Source organism: Sporosarcina sp. ACRSM, assembly GCF_022346545.1.
Taxonomy (GTDB): domain Bacteria; phylum Bacillota; class Bacilli; order Bacillales_A; family Planococcaceae; genus Sporosarcina.
In genome coordinates, this window is record NZ_JAKRNU010000006.1 from 64,837 (window position 1) to 81,937 (window position 17,101).

Consider the following 17,101-nt stretch of genomic DNA (forward strand, 5'->3'; position numbering starts at 1 on the left):
TTTTTTTTAGTCAGTATGTTTGGATAAAAAGAACTGATAATCTTTGTTTATATGCTCTCTCATCAACTCCTCTGCTCGTTCTGCTTCCTTGTTACATATTGCCAGTCCTATGGAATTATGTTCACGAGCGCCATCTTCAAGACGGTTAGGTATGTTTAAGACGGCGTTTCGATACAAGGTGATTAAAGAATTTAATTGATGCATCATTTTTGCTAAATAGGGGTTCCCACTTAGATCCAAAATCATACGGTGAAAGCTACTGCTCAAGCGTTTGAGCTGCTCAATTTCCCGTTTTTCTGCCGCTAAATTCATGGCCTCTATTAAATCTGCTAACTGAACCTGTTGAGTGTTATTGATTCGTAAAGCGGCTAAGTGGGCAGCTGTCGGCTCCAAGCTCAATCGGCATTCATAAAGATGCTTGTAGTCTGAACTAGTTGCACGATAGACACGGACTCCTCCCCTAGGGCTCACCGCCACGAGCCCTTCGCTTCCCAATCTTCGAATCGCTTCCCGTATTGGGCTCCGGCTAATTCCGGTTTCTTGTGAAATTCGTTGTTCAACGATACGTTCACCAGGTGCCAGTTCTCCATTCATAATTTTCCCATGTAAATATCCATAAACTTGATTTTGAAGCGTTTGGGAAGAATCAATTTCTATAAACATGTCAACTACCCCCATCACATTTATCTCAATTATCTGACAATGTATACAAGAAGCCATAAAATTTTTTCTGTTAATTCAAGAAGCATTGAATAGTATTATACAGTCTATTTAGGCACTTAACAAGTATATATTTCAAATTAATTTTAATTATAAGATTATTAAATCATTTTTTCCTATTTAATCGTTTATTGCCAGACGATGAATAATATATTTTCCCTGTCCACTAATCTTTATCTCCAATATTTCTGCTTGTGATAAATAAACGGCATAGGCATTTTTACTGACATATCGATTCTTGATCCTCCTAATGGCAAGAGAGAATTTTTGTACGAAATAGTCTATATCTTGTTTTGAATAATCAATTTGATAGGTTAAAAAATCACGCAATAACGGCATTTCTTTATTTGGAAAGGTCTTGAAGAATACTTGTAGAGGGGAATGCTTTGTAAAATTGTCATCCGAAGAAAAGTAACAGGCAAATGTCTGATCATTCTCTTTAAAGCCTGCAAAAACAATAACAGTTGCATAACTTTGCCCGGGATACGATTTCTTGAAGGATGCTAAGGCAGCACTAAATAATCTTTTGGCCTCTCCCATGATCTCCTCTGTTGAGCCAGTTGTTGCACTTTTTCTCAATTCTTCCAAACCTCTATCTATAATATTTTTCACTCCCGCATAAGCAAATACAAGCCTTTTGTTCAAAACAATGATCTTTTTCTCATCATCCTTGAATGTGGCTAAACCTCTATTTGTTATTCTCGTATCCGCTACAAGCAAGATTCCGGTATCAAACGTTTTTCCGATTAAAGCTGTCATCTTATGCCTCCTTCACTTAGTTAGTCATCACTCTTCAATAGTCTAGAGAGTAAGGCTACCATTCGGCTTTATCATAAGTATACCCACAATGTGGATAGAGCAATACGAATGGGATGACAACTTTGTAAAGATAGACCTATGTATCTCTTCTTTTTATTCCAATTTGTTGCTTAACTAAAAAAGCCCCTTCATCAATTCATTGAATTGTGAAAGGGCCATAGGACTAATTCACATCTGCCTCGGCGATTTTGGGAATCGCTTCTGAACGTTCCTTTTCAGGCTTTTCGTCCACTTGCTTTTCCTCACGGTACACCGCATGCTTTTCCTGCACAAACAGCAAGGCTAACCCACCGATCAATGAAGCAATCCCAATCACACCAAAATTATATTGGGGTTGCAGATTCATCGATAAGAGAACACCTACAATGAGGGGCGCTAAAATGCCACCAATCCGGCCAAATGCCATTGTGCTACCTATTGCTGTAGCACGCATATGGGTAGGGTAATATTGAGAAACAAATGTATTGGACAAATTTTGAACACCAATTGTTGCAGCACCTATTATAGTAATCAACCCCAACACAATCGCGGTATTCTTTGAATACCCAATAAGAGCAAGAGCAATTGCACCGGAAAAGAAAAGTGGCACAAGCACTTTTTTAAATCCAATTCTATCCATCACCGGCCCTAAAACGACTGTTCCAAGAATGGCACCTAGTTGCATCACTGCCGTGAAGAGTAAGCTGGAGCTCAAATCGAAACCTGCTGCCATTAGGAGGCGCGGTAACCAGGTATTCATTGCAAATACGAGAAGTAATGAGCAGAAAAAGGCAATCCAGAACATCATCGTGCTAAATGTCCGTTTTTCTTGGAATAACTGGCTAAAGGTTGACCCAACTACGCTTTGTGCACGTCTCGGTATTTCGATCCGATCTGCCGGACTAATGGTTGGATCCACCTTTGTCAAAATCCCTTTCACCTTATCCATCTTCCCCTTTTCAATGAGGTAGGCGACGGATTCTGGTACACTCTTCATGATTAATGGCAGCAAAATGATGGGAATAATCGCAATCCAAAAAGTAGGTTTCCATCCTACTGTGGGAAGTAATGCACGACTTGTTAACGCGGCAACAACCGCTCCCGTTGAATAGCCCGCAAAGACAAATGCGACAAGTGCTGTTCGCCTTTTTTGGGGTGCAAACTCTGTCACAAGTGCGATGATATTCGGCATGACACCACCAAGACCGAGACCCGCTATTACTCGAAGGACAGTGAATATCCCTGCACTTGTTGCAAAGCCTGCAAGAAAAGTAAACAGGCTAAATACCGCCGTACATAAAATAATGACTCTTTTTCGTCCGACTTTATCCGCCATCAATCCGAAGATGACTGCCCCGACCGCAGTACCTGCAACCGTATAACTTCCGATTGCACCGCCCATCACATCGGACATCCCCCATTCTTCCATTAGCGTAGACACAACCGCACCGTAAATCACAACATCGTAACCGTCAAACATCAAAACGAAAAAGAGCCAAGCCACTAACAGAATGTGAAACGAATGAACACGACTTTTATTAATCACATCTATGGGATTAACTGTTTTCATATGTATTTTCCCCCAATCTAGTTGATAGCGCTTTCAGACGAATTTTAAAATGAAGGATATATATCGCCAGTCAAAAAATGAAAACACCAAAGAAAGAGATTTCCATGGCGTCTTCATTTTCTCAATTGGCTGCTACTTCTTATAACGTTTATGAATATTATTCTTTTTATACGTCCCCGCTTCACTAAATTCAATCAGTTCCATCGAGATCGCTAAGTAGCGTTTATCAAATAGCCCTGCGAAGTGATCCGTTATTTCTTGAAAAAGTGCATCACATGCCTCCTTTTTATCTTCTGGAGATCTGCCCGCGCCAATTTTTAAAGTGACATGAACAAAAGCATCGTCTTCACTTCCATCGGCAACGCAGTAATGTTGTAATTCGATTGCTCTTGAACGGATTCCTCCAATCGGGAAGATATGACTACGTTCGATCAAGACCTTGTTGACATTCTTCAGCAACACAGGAATATTCCCTTCATCCCTCAAATTATCCGTGTATTCTACAATAATATGTGGCATGTTGCAACTCCCTTCACCTTCTGACCGTCAACTCTTTCGGCTGCTCGATGGAAAAAACTTCATCAGACACAATCGTATTGACAAGTTTGCCAATCGATTCGATTTCTGTAACAACCTCATCCCCAATAGCTGTGTCAACCGTTCCGTGAGGCGTACCAGTCAAAATGATGTCATTTTCATTCAACGTCATAAAACTGCTCAAATACTCGATCAAAGCTGGGATATCAAATATCATATCCTTTGTAGAACCTTCTTGCGTCAATTTCCCGTTCACATACGTACGCATCGTTAAATTCATCGGGTCCTTCACATCTGCAGCATCCACGAGCCAAGGACCGATCACCGTACATGTATCCCGATTTTTCACTCGTAAATTCGGACGGTAATAGTTTTCCAAGTAGTCTCTCAAAGCATAATCATTCGCTACCGTATACCCTTTAACATAATCATACGCATCTTCTTTTTTCACATTGCGTGCCGGACGACCGATGACAACTGCCAATTCACATTCATAGTGCATAAACGTGACATCACTTGGACGTCGTGTCTCCGCGTTATGGCCGATAAATGTATTGGGTCCTTTTAAAAAGACTAGTGGCTCTTCGGGTGCTTTAAAAGCGAGTTCAGCTGCATGGTCCGCAAAGTTTAACCCGAGGGCAAAAACTGTACGTGGTTCAACTGGCGGCAACCATACGACTTCCTGTTCTTCCACAACCCGACCATCCTGTAAACGAATTTCCTCATCCTTGATGACTGCTTGATGAATCGCACCGCCATAGGCTACTCTTGCTGTTTTCATTGCGAAGCACCTCCATCTATATCACTTTCATTAACAAGTGTATTTTCCAAATAACCGATGCCGTCAATTTCAATACGGACAACGTCGCCAACTTTTGCTAAAGGCGGATTTTCCGGAACACCGACAAGTAAAATATCTCCAGGGTGCAATGTCATAAAATCCGTGACATCCTCTAGCAGACGAGCAACAGAACGAACCAAGTTCGCCGTCGTGTTTTCTTGGCGGATTTCACCGTTTATCGATACTTTGACTGTCAAGGCATCTGCATTGTCAATCGCTTCTCTTTCTACAATATAAGGACCGATCGGGCAAAACCCATCTCGAGATTTTTGGCTGATCGCTGGGCGATAAAAACTTGTATGCGGAATGCTAACATCATTAACAATGGTAAAACCTGCAACATAATCCAAAGCGTCCTGTTCCGTGACGCGTGTTGCGACTTTACCGATGACAAGCCCAAGCGCCGCCCCCACTTCCAATTGGTCCGTTCCATGCGGCACTGGAATCGGTGCCTGGTGTCCGCTCACTGTATTCACCGGTTTAATATAGAGCACAGGCGCTTTCGGCGGTGCTTTATAGGGGGCCTCGTTTACTGCATCCCCAAGTGCCGCAAGTGTCCCTTGATAGTTTAATAACGTCCCATACACAGTTCCAATTTCAATTGAATTTCGCGAAATTGAAGCGGTCTCTCCCGCTTTCCCTCTAATGTCGCGCCGAAGATTCACATTACGAATTTGTACTTCTGTCATGTTCTTCCACGTCCTTATCTTATGAAGTTATCATTTCCCCAGAATTACATCCTACTATCCATTACTCAATTTCGATTAAACACAACAAGTTTCAATTCCATCATATCTTCCATGGCATACTTGATTCCTTCCCTGCCTGTACCACTTTCTTTTACACCACCATATGGCATATGGTCCACACGGAAGGTAGGGATGTCGTTAATCATCACGCCTCCGACATGAAGCTTTTCAGCAGCATCCAGCGCTGTATGCACGTTATTTGTATAAACGCCCGCTTGAAGGCCAAACTTCGAATCATTCACTTGTTCAATCGCTTCTTTAACCGATTGACATTTGTTTAAAATGACGATCGGAGCAAATACTTCCTGACATGATACTTTCATCGACGTATCGGCATTCAAAATGACTGTAGGATGTAGAATATTCCCTGTAGATGTACCTCCAACTGCCACTTCTGCCCCGCTCTTTTTCGCCTCATCAATCCAATTCAATGAACGTTCGACATCCCCTTTGGAAATGAGTGCGGACACGACAGTTTGAGGATCTAATGGGTCACCTATTTGAACTTTGCGCGTAGCTTCCACAAATTTTTCAACAAACGCATCGTAGACACGCTCATGAATATAGACACGTTGCAATGAAATACAGACTTGTCCTTGATTGGCATAAGCACCTGCTACACAGCGGGCGACGACTTTATCCAGATCGACGTCTTCATCAATAATAACGGCCGCATTCGATCCAAGCTCTAACGTGACACGTTTCAAACCGGCTTTGTTGCGGATGCCAATTCCAACAGCTGGGCTTCCTGTAAATGTAATCGCAGCAATTCGATCATCCGTGACAAGTTTGTCACCGATTAGCTGTCCACTACCCGATACGACATTAAGCGCTCCTGCAGGCAATCCGGCTTCTTTCAATAACTCTGCTAAGAAATAGGAGGATAGCGGCGTTTGACTTGCGGGTTTTAACACAACTGTGTTTCCAGTAGCGATTGCCGGCCCCACTTTATGTGCCACCAAATTCATCGGAAAGTTAAAAGGCGTAATCGCACCTATTACGCCAATCGGTTCATGTACGGTATAGGCAATGCGATTTTCTCCGCTCGGCACCGCGTCCAGAGGCAATGTTTCTCCGTAAATACGTTTCGCTTCTTCAGCTGCAAATTTGTATGTTTGAATCGTACGTTTCACTTCATCTCTTGCCGTTGTAATCGGCTTAGCAGCTTCTTTAGCAATAATTTCCGCCGCCTCTTCTGAACGTTCTTCCAGCGAAGAGACCAATCGTTCAAGAATGGCTGCACGCTCATGAGCTGGCATGGCAGCCATTATCTTAGTAGCACGATAAGCAGCTTCGATCGCTTCATCCACTTCAGCTTCATTGGCAACCGGAACATGGGCAATTGTGTCGTTTGAATAAGGGGAAGTTAAAGCTTTGTAACCTGCAGCTTCCTTCCATTCATTATTAATAAATAAATGTTTTTTCACTTCAGTTTGTGTAGTCATTTGTCCATCCCTTTCCATTCCCCAAAATTGGACGCTGCATCAAGTTAAATCATAGGGCATACTAGCATTCATCCCGCCACTCATAAAAGTGGCGGGAATTTTGCAGCCGAATCATGTTGAAGTTTATATGGCTCTTTCTTCTGGATAGGCATATTCATAGATTCCATATGCTTCGTTTTGCTTACCGTACAAAAAGTCAATCCAATGGATTTCTATACTTTTTTGTAAAGTGTTCGGTGAGCAATGATGTATCCTAATTAACAAGGTTGAACCTTGATCACTCCATGTCATTTGGTGACATGTTCCAGCATATACTTGACCGTCAATTTCCACTTCTACCCGGTATGTGCCTAACCTAGGCAATCGGTATAATGGATCAACATTTACTTTTACAAATTGATCGTTGTTATAGAAAAAGGCGTTTTGCTTCACTTCGCCCTTCACTTTATAAAAATCGCCAAGATAGGCAGGCACTTCATCTACACTACCTTCTGCAAGTAACTGTCGAATGGCGGTTGAACTGATTTTTTCACATTCAAAATCTATTTTTTGTACTTTTGTGACTGCGAATCTCCCACCACCGTGCTCGTACAACGTCTCCATAGACCCTGCTCCTTTAGAGCCGTAATGGTAGTCAAATCCAGCTACAACATGAACACATTTAAGTTTACTTATGTAGCTTTCAACAAAATCTTCTGGAGAGAGGCGAGCAAAATCTTGGGTGAATTCGACAATAAACAGTTTCTCAACACCTAGGCTTTCAAATCGTTCCGTCTTTAATGGTAGCGGTGTCAAGTACGTCATCGGTCCTTGATCAGGAAACAAAATGTCTTTCGGATGAGGATAAAATGTCATCACTCCGAATGTACATTGCTCTTTTTCAGCTATCTCTTTTGCTTGTTGTAAAATTCCTTGGTGTCCAAGATGTACGCCATCAAAGAATCCCAATGCAAGTACACATGATTTCATTTCGGCTACCACTTCTGATGAAACTCCCTGTTTAATGTGAATGATTTCCATTTACTGCACCTCTCTTCCCGAGATTAGATCAATTGCGTTTCGGCAAGCTTCCCATATTTTCCTTCATAGAATGTAAGGGGCTTCCCATCGCGTAGAACAATGTCTTCTACTTCCCCGATAAACAATGTGTGATCCCCTACAATTTGCGTGCCATACACTTTGCAAACAACATTTGCAAGTGCGTCTTTTACGACCGGAACACCTTGAATCGTGTCTAAATCCGCTTCCCGGTTCTCTTTCAGCTGGCCTGCAAAGAGCATGGATACTTCTTGCTGTTGTTCTGACAAGATGTTGACGGCAAACTTTCCAGATTCCCGAATTTTATCGAGCATACGTGCCTTCTCGCCAATCGAGACAACGATCAATCTCGGATTAAGCGATACCGACATAAAAGCGTTAGCCGTCATGCCATGCGGCTCGCCGCCGTGATCCGTCGTAATGACGGTCACGCCTGTCGCGAATTTCCCCATGGCATTTCGAAATGTACGATCATCCATTTGAAATTCCTCCATTCATGTAGTACTTATAGAGCAAATTCTGGCTTACGTTGTTCAAGGTTTGGATCGATGCGAGCTACTGGTTCACCTGTTTCAATATCTAGGAACGTAGAAGTTTCATTGAACCAGCTATCTGGCGCTTTTGCTCCCCAGAACGTTTGACGTCGTGGATCATTCAAGTCCCATTTGATTGGCTCGTTATCCCGATCGGCTGTTAAGTAATCGCCACTGTATAGTTCGATACGATAACCATCCGGATCTCTCAAATAAAGGAAGAATGCGTTGGATAAACCATGTCGTCCTGGTCCACGCTCAATATTACTCGCGTAACCGAGAGAAGCCATCACGTCACAGCAATGAATTAAAGCTAATGGATCTGGCAATGAAAAAGCAACGTGGTGAAGACTTGGTCCATTACCGTTCATAAATGCCTGATCATGGACTGTCTGTTTGCGGTGAAGCCATGCAGCCCAAACGCGCTCATCTTCTGTCGTCGTGTATTCTGAACAAGCAAATCCAAGCTCATTTTTGAAGAAGTCATAGGCTTTCTGAACATCAGGAACAGCACAGTTCACATGGTCAATGCGCAAAACTTTGGCACCTTTGTACAATTCGTAACGTTGAAGCATGCGCTCAGCATCGTCCATTTCCGCATAAAATTCAAGTGGCAAGTTGGAAATATCATGTACATGTAGTGCACGTCCAAGCGCGTGTTGTGTGCCTTTCTCAAGCCATTTTGTTTTCAAACCTTTTGATTTGAATAGTTTTTCCAACTCATCAAGATCTGCATCTTTTTCCACTCTGTAGCCTAGAGCATGAACGCCTGGCTTGTCGGATTTCTTGAGTACTAAGCTATGGTGCTTACGCTCCTCAAGTCCTCTTAAATATACATACTCATCATTGCTTTCTGTTTCGATGAAGCCAAGAGCATTTAAGTAAAATGCTTTTGATACTTCTAAATCTTTTACATTAAGAATGGTTCTTCCAATACGGATAATATTGAAGTTCATAATTGTTTCCCCCTTGTGAGTTGTTTTTTAGTTTTTTGCTAGTTCTTCTGAACGCTCAAGAAACTCTTTTACGCGGTCAACGTATTCCTGTTTGTCGTAGCCATTATAAAGCGCGCTTGCCATTCTGATTGGATCGCCGAAGAAGAAACGCTCGTAAAGTGTTTGACGGGAACCGAATGTGCTGATACAAACATCCCATGCCAAACGGTACAACTTCACACGGTCATATGCATTACCTGTAGCGGACTGCAAGTATTTATCAAGATCTGGTCTAATTTCAGAGTTGAAGTCGGTTTCAGATGGAATCGCCATCAAACCGCTTGCGCCCATAAGTTGCATGATTTCAGTGAAACGTGGGTAGATTTTCGGGAAGTAATGGCGCGCAACGTTTAATGGTCCGAAGTCCGGAGTCATCGTGCCCCATTTATCCAATTTGGCATTCGCTTCGGCTGCAACGACATACGCTTTCATCGTTTCGAGTGCGATAATGACTTCTGAAATTTTCTCTTGGATATGCTGGTACTGACCAATATTGATCGTCTCAGCCATCAATTGAAGAATCCCTAGAATAAACTCTGTTTTCACGATGTTTTTGGAGACAACTTGATGTGTCATATGAACAACAGCATTACTTTCGTTGTAAGCTTGGTTACAAACATTGACGTCACCTAGGTTGAACACGCGATCCCAAGGAACTACAACATCATCGAACACAACGATTGTATCCATTTCTTCAAAACGTGATCCCAACGGATGATCAAAATTGGATTTGCCATAGTCAAATGACTCTCGGCAAATGAATTTCAAGCCCGGTGTATTATTCGGAATGGAGAACGCGTAAGCATATGGATTTTCCTCTTCCGACTGTTTCAATAACGTAGATGGGAATACCATGATTTCATCTGTAATTCCGCCTTGCGTTGCTAGTAGACGCGCGCCTTTAATGACAACACCTTCAGACGTTTTTTCTTTAATTCTTGCTGCGATATATGGATCTGGTAGTTTGTCGAGTGTGACGCTGCGATTCACTTGTGGCTGGATTAACGTATGTGTGAGCGATAAGTCGTTTTCACGGCAGTACTCTAAGTAATCTTTCATGTTTCTTTCATAGATGGAGTCTTGCGTGCCGAACATTTCCGCGGCTGCTCCATAAGCCATCATGCCGACGTTAATATAGTCAGGGGATCGTCCCATCATCCCATTGTTATGTTTCGCCCATTCTTGCATCATTTTGCGACGCATTTCCAAGTCTTCTTTTGTTTTAGGCTGCATGAAAGATGTCCCTACTCGATTCCCTGTCGTCGGTGATACATAGGTCATATAATCCTTTTTCGCTGGGTCATGCTGCAGATCATAAAGCTCGGCTTGTGTTTTCATAACGCCTTTAAATGCTGGGTGCTCGGAGACTTTTCCTTTCACCTGCTCCCCATTAATCCACACATTTGCTTGTGCTGCATCTACTCGTTCAATATACTGCTTACCTGTTTTTGCTCCCATTTCATTCTCCCCTTTCAAGTTTCTTCTTGGATTACTTCTTCTTCCCGAATTGTGGAATATGGTGATCTCCAAGGGCCACATGAATGACTTTCGGTTCTGTATAAAATTCAAAGATTGCGTAGTGACCGCCTTCTCTTCCAATTCCACTATCTTTCGTCCCACCGAATGGGATACGAAGATCACGAACGTTTTGCGAATTAATCCAGAGCATTCCGGCTTCTACCGCATGTGCTACACGATGCCCTTTTTTCATGTCATTTGTCCATACATATCCAGCAAGCCCATAACGGACATCATTTGCCGCTTGAATCGCTTCTTCTTCCGTTTCAAACTCAATGACGGCCATAACAGGTCCAAAAATTTCTTCCTGACACACTCGCATATCATTTGTAGCGTTCAACAATAGTGTAGGTGGTACATAGTTACCCGCTTTCAATTCTTCAGGTACAACCGCTTGGAAGACTTCGCACCCTTCTTCTTTAGCTAATTCAATGTAGTGTTTCACTTTATTGAAATGCTCTGTTTCGATTAATGGACCAAGCTCTGTAGATGGATCCAACGGGTCACCGATTTTAATGTTCAGTACACGTTCTTTTAGCTTTTCAACAAATTTATCTTTAATATTCTTGTGTACGAAAACGCGTGAGTTGGCTGTGCAACGTTCACCGTTGAATGAGAAGATTCCCCAAACCGCCGCATCGAGCGCACGATCGAAATCTGCATCGTCAAAAATAATGAGTGGTGATTTCCCACCAAGTTCCATCGATGTCTTTTTCAATGTATCCGCTGAGTTTTTAATAATCGTTGAACCCGTCGTCGTTTCGCCTGTAAACGAAATCGCTTTCACGTCGGGGTGCTTAACGAGTGCATCTCCCGCCGTTTCGCCAAATCCATGAACGACATTGAAGACACCTGCTGGAAGGTCGGCTTTGTGAATGATTTCTGCTAGCTTGTTGGCTGTTAGCGGAGAAAGCTCGGCCGGTTTGAGTACAACAGTGTTTCCTGTTGCGAGCGCAGGTGCCACTTTCCACGTTTCAAGCATAAACGGCGCATTCCAAGGTGTGATTAAACCAACTACGCCAAGCGGTTTATACACTGTGTAGTTAATAAAATCTTCATCAACCGGATAAGATTCACCGTGTAGTTTTGTTTCCACCATACGTGCGTAAAAACGGAAGTTTTCAGCCGCACGCGCTGCCTGATTTTTAGTTTGACTAATTGGAAGTCCTGTATCAATCGACTCCAGCAAAGCAATTTCTTCAGCTTCTTCGTCAATCAGATCAGCAATCCGATTGATATAAACGAGGCGCTCTTTCACTTTCAACTTGCCCCACGGCCCTTGCTCAAAAGCTTCTTTTGCCGCCTTCACCGCTTCTTCGATGTCTTCTTTTCGGCCTTCAGCGATGTTATTGATTGTTTCATTCGTAAAAGGACTGCGGTTGGCATAACTTGTTTTCCCTTGACCGCCCGTGAATTCCCCATTTATGTAAAGCTTGACATCGTCCACTTTCACTTGCTTCGTTTCATGTGTAATTGTCGTTTGCATAACTATCACGCTCCTTTTTTGATTTGCTAGTTCCCTTTTGATTTAAAAGGGAACTAGTAATATACATGAACTTATTTTCTACAATTACTTAACCGCGACACCTTCAGGTAGAATGTTGTACTGTTTGAGTACTTCGCGAATTTCATCTTGTAAAGCTTGAGATGGCAGATCCATCGGCTTGCGCAATACTGGAGCGATTTTGCCCATCATGCCTAGAGCAGCCTTGGCCGGAGCCGGGTTTGTATCCTTAAAGAGGATGTCATTCAAATTCATCAACTTATAGTGAAGGTCAAGTGCTCTTTCCGTATCGCCTTCCATCCATGCAGTGTGCATTTCAGCAACTTCAGCTGGTGCTACGTTGGATGTAGCACTAATGGATCCAGCGCCGCCGATTGTCAGCATCGGGTAGCAAAGAAGCTCGATTCCGGAGTATAGTTGGAAGTCTCTTCCACATTCCAACATCACGCGGTTGACATGTTCAAAGTCTTTGTTCGCTTCTTTCACCCCGATAATATTCGAGCAATCTTCCACGAGGCGTTTCATTGTGCCAACTTCCATATTGACCCCAGTGCGCCCCGGAATGTTGTAAATGATGATTGGAATATCTACAGAGTCTGCAACGGTTTTAAAGTGCTTGTAAAGACCACTTTGGTTCGGTCTGTTGTAGTAAGGAACAATGACCATCGCCGCATCTGCGCCCATTTCTTGTGCCGCTTTTGTGAGGCGAAGCGTTTCTGCATGATTTACAGAACCTGTGCCCGGAGCAAATGGTACGCGACCGTCAATTGCTTTAATGGCAGTTTCCATAACTGTCTCGCGTTCTTCCACTGTTAAGGAGCTCGGTTCCCCGGAAGTACCTGTTACTGAAATTCCATGGCTACCACTTTCGATTTGCCAATTTATTAAACTTTTGAATGTCTCTAAGTCAAGACTTTCATCTTCTTTAAACGGTGTAATGACAGGGGCGATTGACCCTCTTAGTTTTTCTCTTGCTTCTTGAATTTTAGATTGCTTAGACATGCTTATCGCTCATCCCTTCCCGAAAATTAGTATATTTCTGAATTGGTATCGCTTACAGTTTTATAGTATCATTGAGGTTGTAATATTAAAAATACTTAAAAAGTTGATGTCCCATATGAAAATCATATGCATTATTCCAGGAGGGATTGATTTGAACTTAAGACAACTAAGTTATTTCATCGCAATCGCTGAAGAAGGACAAATTACAAGAGCAGCCAAAAGGCTACATATGGCTCAACCTCCGCTCAGTCAGCAACTGAAATTACTGGAAGAATCACTCGGAACCTTCCTTTTTGAACGTACGGGCCGAAACATCGAATTGACAGAAGCGGGGAAAGTATTATATCAACGCGCTCAAAAGCTGCTGCAAGATGTAGACGATACGAGCAAGGAGATTCAGGAAATCGGCATGGGCCTTAGCGGAACTTTATCGATCGGGGCTGTCGAAACGAATTTTTTCCATTTGTCCAGGCGGCTCCGCCCGTTTCATGAGCAATACCCCAATGTCCAGTTTCGGCTTTTTTCTGGGGATTCCTATCGTTTGGCAAACAGGCTGAGAGAACGGGAAATCGAACTTGCAATCATTCAGCTCCCTTTGAACCTTGATGATTTTCACTCGATTCCCCTACCGGCTGATCACTTTGTCTTTGTTACACAAGAGGATGGTATGGAGCGCGAGTCCATTTCACTTGAGGAAATTTCCAAACGACCGCTTATGGTGTTATACCGTGAGAGTGGAGAAGGCTTATACGAAATGGTCGTCAATGCATTTAAATTAAGGGGATTGGAACCGAATATCAATTTTCAATGCCCAGATCCGACCATGCTGTTATCACTTGTCCGTTCAGGAGTGGCATCTGGCATTTTGCCAAAGTCGTCCTTGATTTCCTACCCTATAGAGGGCGTGAAAGCGATTGATATCGAACATCATCCGATCGAATCAAACTCTGCAATCATTTGGCTGAAAAATGCTTATCTGTCAAAAAGTGCACGCCATCTTTTAGAAACCTTCCATTCGGATGGACGGCAGTCTATTCCGTCCATTGATGACGAAATAAACGTGATGAATTAATGCCATTCATTGAAGGTCGAAACGATAGGGAAATACTTGCTCTTATCACTTTTGTTTAGTAGTAATTCAAGTTTTGATTTCGCATAACTTTTCACACTTTTCAAATTGTAATTATATATAAAATCATATATAATTATGGTATGATAAACGATAAAAAAATAAATAAACGTCAATATGCTTATGAAGTCATCCGTACCCGAATTGTGGACGGAACTTATGTCCCTGGCCAAAGGATCGTGATCGATCAAATTGCTAAAGAAGTGGGCTCCAGTCATATTCCTGTCCGCGAAGCGATCCATCAATTGGAGTCCGATCAATTCATCGAATACAAACCTAATTTTGGAGCCATCGTTCGAGGAATAGACCGTAGTCTTTATATGGAATCCCTTCAATTGCTAGCTTTATTGGAAGGTTATGCAACGTCGTTAAGCGCTTTGCATATCCCTCCTGCGGCAATCGAAGAATTGAAAATCATCAATCGCAACATGAAAGAAATGCTAGAAAACTATGATTTGGAGAAACTGGGCGATCTCAATCGGAAGTTCCACTTCGCTATCTACGCTTTCTGTCCCAATAAACTATTGGTAGATAACATTCAGCAAGTTTGGGAACGATTGGATATTGTCCGCAGAACAAATTTCACCTTTTTTTCAAAACGAACACCGAAATCCATTGCAGAACATGATTACCTCATCCAACTACTTGAGGAGAAAGCGGACAGTTTACAGATTGAAGAAATTGCACGGACCCATAAGTTGAATACGCTCGAAGCGTTTAAAAACCAACATTAAGTTTTCATCTTCACGAAGTACTCAAGAGAAAAAGATCCTTCCATCGATGACTCTAGTCTGATGGAAGGATCTTTTTCTCTTGTGAAGAAATTTGCAAAGTGCCATCCGTGCTTAGAACGTCAATTTCTTGGTAGCTAACAATGCTTTTAAAATGAATATCAACTCATAACCCGTTTCCGGATCGCGTAAATTTTTCCCTAGAAGCGATTCGATCTTGTCAATTCTGTATCGAAGTCCACTCATGGAAATCGATAGATCTTGCATCGTTTTTTCCAAGTTGCCGCCATTCAATAAGAAACTGTACATTGTTTGCAATAGTTCCGTTTCTTTACGTTGATCGTTTTCGAAAAGTGGATGCAACAATTGACGGGCTTTTTGTTCCACTGCTTCCTTATTCTGTTCATGGACTAAAATACTCGTAATTCCGAAATCGTCGAATGACACAATCGACGCGCTACGTCTCCCGATTTTCAATGCTGTCAACGCTTCATCAAAGCATCGGGAAGCTTGATCAATCGAATCGCTTTCCGTACTGATCCCGATCCGGATCGGAAACTTGGGATAAGCATTTTTCAAATGGTCCCTTAACTGTCCGCAGTATTCTTGAATGCTGCATGTTTCCGGTAGAACCGACTTTTGGACAAAGACGACTGTCGAGCCATCTTTCTGTCCAATGAGTACGCCCGGCTTGCTATTTTTAAAATAATGAACAATTTCTTCTATCATTTTCTCATTAAAATAGTAATCATTTTCCGCATATGCCTGCTTCAACACGAGCATATAAAAGGAGAGACGCAAATCGAGGTGAAAATAACCGCCCCGTTTATAGATTTCCTCTTTTCCTCCGAGTTGTCCATTTAGTATCTGCTCTAAAAAATTCCCTTTTATCCGTTCTTCTGTTTCGAAGCTCGTTTTCTCATTCAATATACACATCGAGCAGACCATTGCCGCTCTCTCCAAAATCATCTTATCGATTTCCCCTATGCTTACTTCATCAGCGCCGTACAGAAACGAACAATAACCGAATAATTTATTTTGTAAAACGATGGGTGTGACAACTCGTCGATGTTGCGCGACACGCAATTCAATCGTTTGTCCAAGGCGCAAAGGCTGATATCCTTTCATAGTTTGTTGGAAATCGATTTGCATCTGTTCATACTCATCGAAGGATACACCAGCAGATGCTATCGTTTGAAAATTCACATCTTCAATCACAATGGGTATTTCCGTTATTTCAAACATCACGCTTGCAATTGAGGTCAGATTGTTTCCATTCATCACTTCCTCGGACAATCTTTTGTGAATGAGCGCCGCTCTCGCCAGATTATTCCTTTCTTCCAGCAGTTGCTCGTAGGTTTGTTCAAGTTCGTGGATGATTGCATTATTTTCATAATGTCGCCGTTCTTCTTCCGCCTCGTCAAGCCATTCCTCAACCGACTTTCCAATATAACGGCATTCCGGATCCCCGGCTGCCCGGCAAGCGATTTCTTTAAAGATAATTTCCTTATCGCAAATAGTCGAATAAAATCCGCTAGCATATCCCGTAAGCGTATGACATACCGGTTCACTCGTTTCACCGAACATACCGATATATTCTTCTGCTTCATACGAATTTTGCCACATCCCCGTCACGTGGATTGATTCGACGATTCCATCTGGTGTTTGTCCCATTTCGAAGCTTGTCGTTTTGGCGTTCGTATACCCCTTTAGCATATGGAACTGAACGCCCTGTCTTAGTGCTTCTTCGATGGAAGCATACGGTTTTTCAAGCGCTTTTTTGGCATCCGCCGCACCTAAATTCCAACCGTATCTCATGAGAAACCCTTTCATCCGTTTCTTTCCTAGATTTTCCGTCAAATCTTTGCGTAGCGTCCCGAAAATAGCAGAAGAGGTGAGCACAATGCGCTCACCATCTAATGTAATGACTCCGTCTTGTTCTTTACCTAACAGCTCTCCTACATTCATTCGCGTTTCGGATGCCTCCCTCA

Annotated in this window: 16 protein-coding genes; 2 read left to right on the top strand and 14 right to left on the bottom strand. The window is 42.5% G+C overall.

Going from position 1 to position 17,101, the window contains the following annotated elements:
- Positions 1-6: 6 nt before the first annotated feature.
- The 13 genes from MHZ95_RS10805 to hpaI form a co-directional block, all read right to left on the bottom strand.
- Positions 7-663, bottom strand: coding sequence for a GntR family transcriptional regulator (locus MHZ95_RS10805; protein WP_239390643.1), 657 nt, complete (start codon positions 661-663; stop codon positions 7-9).
- Positions 664-840: 177 nt separating this feature from the next.
- Positions 841-1,479 (bottom strand): Ntn hydrolase family protein, encoded by a 639-nt coding sequence (locus MHZ95_RS10810; RefSeq protein WP_239390644.1) that lies wholly within the window; start codon positions 1,477-1,479, stop codon positions 841-843.
- Between the two features lie 223 nt (positions 1,480-1,702).
- Entirely contained in the window at positions 1,703-3,088 is a 1,386-nt protein-coding gene (locus tag MHZ95_RS10815) for an MFS transporter (RefSeq protein WP_239390645.1), read from the bottom strand.
- Between the two features lie 132 nt (positions 3,089-3,220).
- Positions 3,221-3,607 (bottom strand): 5-carboxymethyl-2-hydroxymuconate Delta-isomerase, encoded by a 387-nt coding sequence (locus MHZ95_RS10820; protein ID WP_239390646.1) that lies wholly within the window; start codon positions 3,605-3,607, stop codon positions 3,221-3,223.
- 13 nt (positions 3,608-3,620) lie between these two features.
- Entirely contained in the window at positions 3,621-4,406 is a 786-nt protein-coding gene (locus MHZ95_RS10825) for a fumarylacetoacetate hydrolase family protein (protein WP_239390647.1), read from the bottom strand.
- The gene (locus MHZ95_RS10830; protein WP_239390648.1) at positions 4,403-5,155 is read right to left on the bottom strand and encodes a fumarylacetoacetate hydrolase family protein; all 753 of its coding nucleotides are present in this window, start codon (positions 5,153-5,155) and stop codon (positions 4,403-4,405) included. Before MHZ95_RS10830 ends, MHZ95_RS10825 begins: the two co-directional genes overlap by 4 nt.
- A gap of 65 nt (positions 5,156-5,220) precedes the next feature.
- Positions 5,221-6,660, bottom strand: a complete 1,440-nt coding sequence (locus MHZ95_RS10835) for an aldehyde dehydrogenase family protein (protein WP_239390649.1) — start codon at positions 6,658-6,660, stop codon at positions 5,221-5,223.
- A gap of 123 nt (positions 6,661-6,783) precedes the next feature.
- Positions 6,784-7,680, bottom strand: coding sequence for a cytidyltransferase (locus MHZ95_RS10840; RefSeq protein WP_239390650.1), 897 nt, complete (start codon positions 7,678-7,680; stop codon positions 6,784-6,786).
- Between the two features lie 23 nt (positions 7,681-7,703).
- Complete coding sequence (locus tag MHZ95_RS10845; RefSeq protein ID WP_239390651.1) at positions 7,704-8,177, bottom strand: flavin reductase family protein; 474 nt, start codon at positions 8,175-8,177, stop codon at positions 7,704-7,706.
- Positions 8,178-8,203: 26 nt separating this feature from the next.
- Positions 8,204-9,187, bottom strand: a complete 984-nt coding sequence (gene hpaD, locus MHZ95_RS10850; protein WP_239390652.1) for a 3,4-dihydroxyphenylacetate 2,3-dioxygenase — start codon at positions 9,185-9,187, stop codon at positions 8,204-8,206.
- Positions 9,188-9,214: 27 nt separating this feature from the next.
- Entirely contained in the window at positions 9,215-10,684 is a 1,470-nt protein-coding gene (gene hpaB / locus MHZ95_RS10855) for a 4-hydroxyphenylacetate 3-monooxygenase, oxygenase component (protein WP_239390653.1), read from the bottom strand.
- Positions 10,685-10,715: 31 nt separating this feature from the next.
- Entirely contained in the window at positions 10,716-12,230 is a 1,515-nt protein-coding gene (gene hpaE, locus MHZ95_RS10860; protein WP_239390654.1) for a 5-carboxymethyl-2-hydroxymuconate semialdehyde dehydrogenase, read from the bottom strand.
- An 84-nt stretch (positions 12,231-12,314) separates the two neighbouring features.
- Positions 12,315-13,250, bottom strand: coding sequence for a 2,4-dihydroxyhept-2-ene-1,7-dioic acid aldolase (gene hpaI, locus MHZ95_RS10865; protein WP_239390655.1), 936 nt, complete (start codon positions 13,248-13,250; stop codon positions 12,315-12,317).
- A 151-nt stretch (positions 13,251-13,401) separates the two neighbouring features.
- Here hpaI and MHZ95_RS10870 point away from each other — a divergent pair, with 151 nt between their 5' ends.
- Both MHZ95_RS10870 and MHZ95_RS10875 read left to right on the top strand, forming a co-directional pair.
- A complete protein-coding gene (locus MHZ95_RS10870; RefSeq protein WP_239390656.1) occupies positions 13,402-14,322 on the top strand; it encodes a LysR family transcriptional regulator in 921 nt (306 codons plus the stop codon).
- Between the two features lie 140 nt (positions 14,323-14,462).
- Positions 14,463-15,113, top strand: coding sequence for a GntR family transcriptional regulator (locus MHZ95_RS10875; protein WP_239390657.1), 651 nt, complete (start codon positions 14,463-14,465; stop codon positions 15,111-15,113).
- A gap of 111 nt (positions 15,114-15,224) precedes the next feature.
- On the opposite strand, the gene MHZ95_RS10880 is transcribed toward MHZ95_RS10875, so the two are convergent.
- The gene (locus MHZ95_RS10880) at positions 15,225-17,078 is read right to left on the bottom strand and encodes a XylR N-terminal domain-containing protein (protein WP_239390658.1); all 1,854 of its coding nucleotides are present in this window, start codon (positions 17,076-17,078) and stop codon (positions 15,225-15,227) included.
- Positions 17,079-17,101 lie beyond the last annotated feature (23 nt).

Excerpts from the sequence above, each read along its gene's own strand:
- MHZ95_RS10805 (WP_239390643.1), bottom strand. The coding sequence starts at position 663 with ATGTTTATAGAAATTGATTCTTCCCAAACGCTTCAAAATCAAGTTTAT.
- MHZ95_RS10810 (WP_239390644.1), bottom strand. The coding sequence starts at position 1,479 with ATGACAGCTTTAATCGGAAAAACGTTTGATACCGGAATCTTGCTTGTA.
- MHZ95_RS10815 (WP_239390645.1), bottom strand. The coding sequence starts at position 3,088 with ATGAAAACAGTTAATCCCATAGATGTGATTAATAAAAGTCGTGTTCAT.
- MHZ95_RS10820 (WP_239390646.1), bottom strand. The coding sequence starts at position 3,607 with ATGCCACATATTATTGTAGAATACACGGATAATTTGAGGGATGAAGGG.
- MHZ95_RS10825 (WP_239390647.1), bottom strand. The coding sequence starts at position 4,406 with ATGAAAACAGCAAGAGTAGCCTATGGCGGTGCGATTCATCAAGCAGTC.
- MHZ95_RS10830 (WP_239390648.1), bottom strand. The coding sequence starts at position 5,155 with ATGACAGAAGTACAAATTCGTAATGTGAATCTTCGGCGCGACATTAGA.
- MHZ95_RS10835 (WP_239390649.1), bottom strand. The coding sequence starts at position 6,660 with ATGACTACACAAACTGAAGTGAAAAAACATTTATTTATTAATAATGAA.
- MHZ95_RS10840 (WP_239390650.1), bottom strand. The coding sequence starts at position 7,680 with ATGGAAATCATTCACATTAAACAGGGAGTTTCATCAGAAGTGGTAGCC.
- MHZ95_RS10845 (WP_239390651.1), bottom strand. The coding sequence starts at position 8,177 with ATGGATGATCGTACATTTCGAAATGCCATGGGGAAATTCGCGACAGGC.
- hpaD (WP_239390652.1), bottom strand. The coding sequence starts at position 9,187 with ATGAACTTCAATATTATCCGTATTGGAAGAACCATTCTTAATGTAAAA.
- hpaB (WP_239390653.1), bottom strand. The coding sequence starts at position 10,684 with ATGGGAGCAAAAACAGGTAAGCAGTATATTGAACGAGTAGATGCAGCA.
- hpaE (WP_239390654.1), bottom strand. The coding sequence starts at position 12,230 with ATGCAAACGACAATTACACATGAAACGAAGCAAGTGAAAGTGGACGAT.
- hpaI (WP_239390655.1), bottom strand. The coding sequence starts at position 13,250 with ATGTCTAAGCAATCTAAAATTCAAGAAGCAAGAGAAAAACTAAGAGGG.
- MHZ95_RS10875 (WP_239390657.1), top strand. The coding sequence starts at position 14,463 with ATGATAAACGATAAAAAAATAAATAAACGTCAATATGCTTATGAAGTC.
- MHZ95_RS10880 (WP_239390658.1), bottom strand. The coding sequence starts at position 17,078 with ATGAATGTAGGAGAGCTGTTAGGTAAAGAACAAGACGGAGTCATTACA.